Source organism: Bacteroidota bacterium (assembly GCA_039714315.1).
GTDB lineage: Bacteria > Bacteroidota > Bacteroidia > Flavobacteriales > JADGDT01 > JADGDT01.
The window spans coordinates 1-5,798 of sequence record JBDLJM010000170.1 but is presented as its reverse complement, the minus strand read 5'-3'; the positions used below and the strand labels follow the sequence as shown (position 1 = coordinate 5,798).

The 5,798-nt window shown below is 37.4% G+C and carries 3 protein-coding genes; 1 reads left to right on the top strand and 2 read right to left on the bottom strand.

Going from position 1 to position 5,798, the window contains the following annotated elements; all coding sequences use genetic code 11:
* Positions 1-73 precede the first annotated feature (73 nt).
* A complete protein-coding gene (gene nifJ / locus ABFR62_12680; GenBank protein MEN8139278.1) occupies positions 74-3,619 on the bottom strand; it encodes a pyruvate:ferredoxin (flavodoxin) oxidoreductase in 3,546 nt (1,181 codons plus the stop codon).
* Between the two features lie 869 nt (positions 3,620-4,488).
* Positions 4,489-4,899: a threonyl-tRNA synthetase editing domain-containing protein gene (locus ABFR62_12675; GenBank protein ID MEN8139277.1), complete on the bottom strand. Its 411-nt coding sequence runs from the start codon at positions 4,897-4,899 to the stop codon at positions 4,489-4,491.
* Positions 4,900-5,414: 515 nt separating this feature from the next.
* Here ABFR62_12675 and ABFR62_12670 point away from each other — a divergent pair.
* On the top strand, positions 5,415-5,798 hold a 384-nt coding region (locus ABFR62_12670; protein MEN8139276.1), incomplete at its 3' end, for a hypothetical protein.

Genomic DNA, 5,798 nt, shown 5'->3' with positions numbered 1-5,798 from the left:
AAACAAAAAAATCCCGCTCAACTTACGCTAAGCGGGATTCGGTATTTATAATCTTAAAGATTTAAACCACTAATTAAAGTTGTTTAAGTGATTCTATACGGAACCATTTCTTATCGATTTCTTTCTTAGCTAATTCTAATAAGTCAGCAGCTAATTCAGGAGTCTTCTTCTTAACAGATGCGTAACGGGCTTCGTTATAGATATAATCTTCTAACGGAAGCGTTGGAGCTTTAGAATCTAACTGATATTGTTTACCCATATCTTTCGTTGGATCGAAACGGTAAAGTGGCCAGTGACCTGAAGCAACGGCTTTCTCTTGTTGAGAAGTACCATCTTTCATGTTGTAACCATGTGCAATACAGTGAGAGTAAGCAATAATGATAGATGGTCCATCGTAATTAGCAGCCTCTTGGATTGCTTTTACAGTTTGTGCATCTTTAGCTCCCATTGCAATCTGTGCTACATAAACATCACCGTAAGTGATAGCTTGTAGAGCAAGATCTTTCTTAGGAATCACTTTACCTTTCTCAGCGAACTTAGCAGAAGCACCGATTGGAGTAGATTTAGACGCCTGACCTCCGGTATTAGAGTAAACCTCAGTATCCATAACTAAGATGTTTACGTTTTTACCTGAAGCAATAGCGTGGTCAAGTCCACCGTAACCGATATCATATGCCCATCCGTCACCACCGATGATCCAAACAGCTTTCTTACGTAAGTTGTCTGAAACAAACTTAAGATTCTCTTCGTTACTTACACCAGCAGCTTTGATTTTAGCAATAGCCTCGTCGATGTTAGCTTCGTGAGTTTCTTTTTCAGCATCAGAGTACTCTCCGTTATCAGCGATAGCGTTGAATAACTCTTCACCAACGATCTCTTTGTTTTCAGCTAAGAAAGTAAATGCTTTCTCGCGCTTCTTGTCAAGAGCTAAACGCATACCTAAACCAAATTCAGCGTTGTCTTCGAACAATGAGTTAGCCCAAGCCGGTCCACGACCTTTTTCGTTTTTGGTATATGGAGTAGTTGGAAGGTTACCACCGTAGATTGAAGAACAACCTGTTGCGTTACCAATTACCATCTCGTCACCATATAACTGAGTGATTAACTTGATGTATGGAGTTTCACCACAACCAGAACAAGCTCCAGAGAACTCGAACAATGGCTCTAAGAACTGAGAACCTTTAACAGTACCAGCTTTTACTTTTGTACGCTCAACATTTGGAAGATCTAAGAAGTAGTTCCAGTTTTCTCTTTCAGTTTCTCTAATTGGTAACTGAGGAGCCATGTTGATAGCTTTCTTAGTATTGTCTTCTTTGTTTACAGCAGGACAAACAGATACACAAATCTCACAACCTGTACAGTCTTCAACAGCAACTTGTAATGTATAGAAGTCACCTTTGAATTCTTTTCCTTTAGCTGGAACTGATTTCCATGTTTCAGGAGCGTCAGCCAATTTGTCTTCAGAATAAACTTTAGGACGAATAGCAGCGTGAGGACAGATTAATGAACATTTGTTACACTGAGTACAAATACTCATATCCCATACCGGTACCATAGTAGCGATATTCGATTTTTCGTATTTTGTAGTTCCGGTTGGGAAAGTACCATCAGCAGTAAATGCAGATACAGGTAGCTCATCACCTTTTCCGGAAATAATTGTACCGATAACGTCTTTTACAAACTCAGGAGCATCTTCGGGAACCGGAGGTGCCATTGTGATTGTAGAAGTAGCTTCAGCAGGAACTTCAACTTTGTGTAGGTTGGCAACAGCCTGGTCTACTGCGTTAAAGTTCATCTGTACAATCTTATCTCCTTTTTTAGAGTAAGACTTTACAATTGCATCCTTAATTTTCTGTACTGCCTCATCAGCCGGAAGAATTCCTGAGATGTGGAAGAAACATGTTTGAAGGATAGTATTTGTACGAGACCCCATTCCGGTTTCCATTGCTACTGTTGTAGCATCGATTACATAGAATTGAAGTTTCTTGTCGATAATTGTTTGCTGAGTGTGCTTTGGAAGGTGACTCCAAACTTCGTCCTTAGAATAAGGAGAGTTTAATAAGAATACAGATCCTTCTTTAGCATCTTCTAACATGCTTTCGAATTTCGTTAAGAATTCGAATACGTGACATGCTATGAAATCAGCTTTATCAACTAAATATGTAGATTTAATTCTCTCCGGTCCGAAACGTAAGTGAGACGTTGTTGTTGATCCGGATTTTTTAGAATCGTAAACAAAGTATCCCTGTACGAAGTTATCGGTAGTTTCACCGATAATCTTAATAGAGTTCTTGTTAGCACCTACAGTACCGTCAGAACCTAATCCGTAGAATAATCCGGCAAATCCTTTAGAGTCGATTGCGAAATCTTTATCGTAGTCTAATGATAAGTGAGTAACATCATCCTTAATACCTACAGTGAAATTGTTTTTAGGAGTTGAGTGCTGAAGATTTTCATATACAGCATTAACCATTGTAGGAGTGAACTCTTTAGAAGAAAGACCGTAACGACCTCCAACAACTGTTGGCATGTGTTCCATTTTTCCTGTTGCGTGGAATGCAGAAACTACGTCTAAGAATAATGGTTCACCGATTTGACCCATTTCTTTAGTTCTGTCAAGAACAGAAATAGCTTTAACTGTTCTTGGAAGAGCAGCTAATAAAGCTTTAGCATCTAACGGACGGTATAATCTTACTTTTAATAAACCAACTTTTTCACCTTTAGAGTTTAAGTAGTCAACAGACTCTTCAGCAGCTTCGGCACCAGATCCCATCATCACGATAACTCTGTCAGCATCAGCAGCTCCATAGTATTCGTAGATTTTATATTGACGACCTGTAAGTTCAGCAAACTTGTTCATTTCATCCTGAACAGCATCCGGTACAGCTTCGTAATATTTGTTCGATGCTTCACGGTTTTGGAAGAATACGTCAGGGTTCTGGGCAGTACCTCTAATTTCAGGACTGTCAGGGTTAAGACCTCTTTCTCTGTGAGCAATTACTAACTCTTCGTCGATCATTTCGCGAATTACTTCATCAGAAATTTTATCAACTTTAGAAATCTCGTGAGATGTTCTAAATCCGTCGAAGATATTCATGAAAGGAACACGGGTTTTCAATGTAGTTGCGTGAGCAATCATTGCCATATCGTGAGCTTCCTGAACATTGTTTCCAAACAACATCGCGAAACCGGTTTGACGTGCAGCCATAACATCCTGGTGGTCACCAAAGATAGAAAGAGCATGCGAAGCCAAAGTACGAGCCGAAATATGTACAACTGTTGGTAGTAATTCACCAGCAATTTTATACATGTTAGGAATCTTAAGCAACAGACCCTGAGATGCAGTAAACGTAGTAGTCATTGCACCCGCAGCCAAAGCACCGTGTACAGTACCTGCAGCACCCGCTTCTGATTGCATTTCCATTATTTCAGGAACATTACCCCAAATGTTTTTTACTCCGTTTGCTGCCCACATGTCAGCATTCTCACCCATGTTTGATGATGGTGTAATAGGGTAGATACCCGCAACTTCAGAACACTTATAAGCAATCCATGAAGCTCCTTCATTTCCATCTCCAATCAATTTCTGAGCCGGAGTCTTCAATTTATCGTTAGACATAATCGAAAATTTAGTTATTATAATACGTGTTTATACTTTTTATTTGTTTGATTGAGAGTTGATTAGTGTTGCTTGCTAACTCTCAATCTACCCCGTTCTAAGGGCATGTAAAAGTAGTGCAAATTTACGAAATAGCAATGTGATAGATGTTATTAATACACTATAGAGTATTAGTGTTACATAAGTTACGATTTAGAGGCTATATTTTGTGATGCTATTCAAAATTGCAATCATATATAAATGATTTGGTATTTAAGTAGTTATGCGTTGTTAGTTGTGTGCGATTTGTTGTTATTTAGAGAGGTTCTAAATTGTGTTTGTGCTAAAATGAATGAAATTACCCTTGTTGTTTTGAGTGAAAATATATGTTTATCCCTTCTTGAAAATTATGATCATAATTAACGCTTATACTCTTCAAATAAAAGATGCGTCTGTTGTCAATTATTTTACTGGCGCCTTATCGGGCTATCCATTATAGTTTTTTATTTAAAAGCTATTCAACTAATGCCATTGAGGAGCTCCCGGGGTCGCTCTCAATAGCAAAGTTTCATTAGTTTTTAAATAAAAAAGCTGCCATTCCTATCCCGGGCGCGGTCAACGTCATTAAGTTAAGCTTTCATTATGTTTTTTTAATCTTAAATCATCATTAACTTCGTTGAACCTTCGATTTCGCGCATTAACTCCGTTGAACCTAAAGGTTTCGCGGCTAAAAAAATATATTGTTATAGGTAGAGAAATCGTAAGAACTTATAACAAAGGTTGTTTTTTGAGCATTTGTGTGAGAGTATTTATAATTGTATCGTCCCGAAATTTTTTTTCACTTTTTAGTGCCATTAATAAATCATATCGATGATATTTTAGGCTTAAGGTCAGAATCCCTTAAAGATCCTTGCCTGCGATATTCCCGGAGCCTGTACGTCTATATCGAGAAAATATCCAAAGGGTGTTTGGCTGCATTGGTAATCTGCATTATTCATTCTCGCCTCTGCAAGATCGAAAATCTCTTTTGTGAAATTCGGATCAGCTTTGCTTTCCGACAGGTGGGCAAAGGAATGTAGAACAACCTTTTTTGTATTGTTCTTTTTTGCAGCCCATTTCAGGTTTTTCACCAGTTTTGTCTCTACAGCTTTCGGGTCCTCATGATCGTGTTCCTCGGCATGTATAAAAGCTACAAGAGAGTCTTTATAAACTTCGCCTTTTTCCACCTCGGGAAAGCTTTCCAAAGTTTTTATTTGTGGAGTATAAGAGAATTTATCGCAGTATATCATTAGAAGTTTCATAGTAGAATTAGATTTTAATATATAAGAACATTCTGTGTTTGCAAATTATGTATTATTAGGTAAAATAAAAAATCAGGTATTACTACTATTAGTAGAATATTATTACTTTGATTAAAAGGTGAGAAGGTGAGATGGTGAGAAGGTGAGATTGTGAGATGGTTATTTATTATTTCCACAGCATTCGTGGTAGTATCTTTTTTATAGCAACCCACACCGAACCTGAAACAAGTTGTAACCGGCAATGCAACGCGCAACATGTTATAATAAAGAATGTTTAGCCGTCCTAATCTAAGGTGGGTAGGAAAAATACTTCCCGCATGTAGTATAAATACTGAAAAAATCCTTTTTATAAACCTTATAATTTGTCAAAATATTCTCTAAAGTCTTACTGTTTAGGATAAAATGGGAGGACTTAAATTATAACTGTAAAGTTTATTGTAAATAATTGAGCTTATGCGCAATATTTATACATTTACAACTAACCCCATAATTACCTAACCCTTAATATCAATTTTGTGAAAAAGTATATTCACCTTGTACTCTTACTTTTTTCTTTAAGTAATCTGACTTACGGGCAGAGTATTTCAAAATATTTCAGCGCCTTAAAAAAAGGCGAAAGCATTTCGCTTAATAAGGAATGGTTTGCTGAAAAAAATCAAAAATCTACTTTTAAGAAACTTCGTATTTATCTCGACAGCGATGTTAGAGAGCAAAGGTATAGTGCCTATTCGTTATCGTCTAAAGTTGGATTGATATCTGAAAAAAGTTCTCTGAGATCGGATGCTGTTCAGCGTTTGGTAAATGGCCTTGAGGATGACGATAAAGGAGTGAGGAAAATGATTTATTCCAAACTTAAAAAGGTCGACAGAACAGATTTCAATTACCGTTCCCCCGCTGGC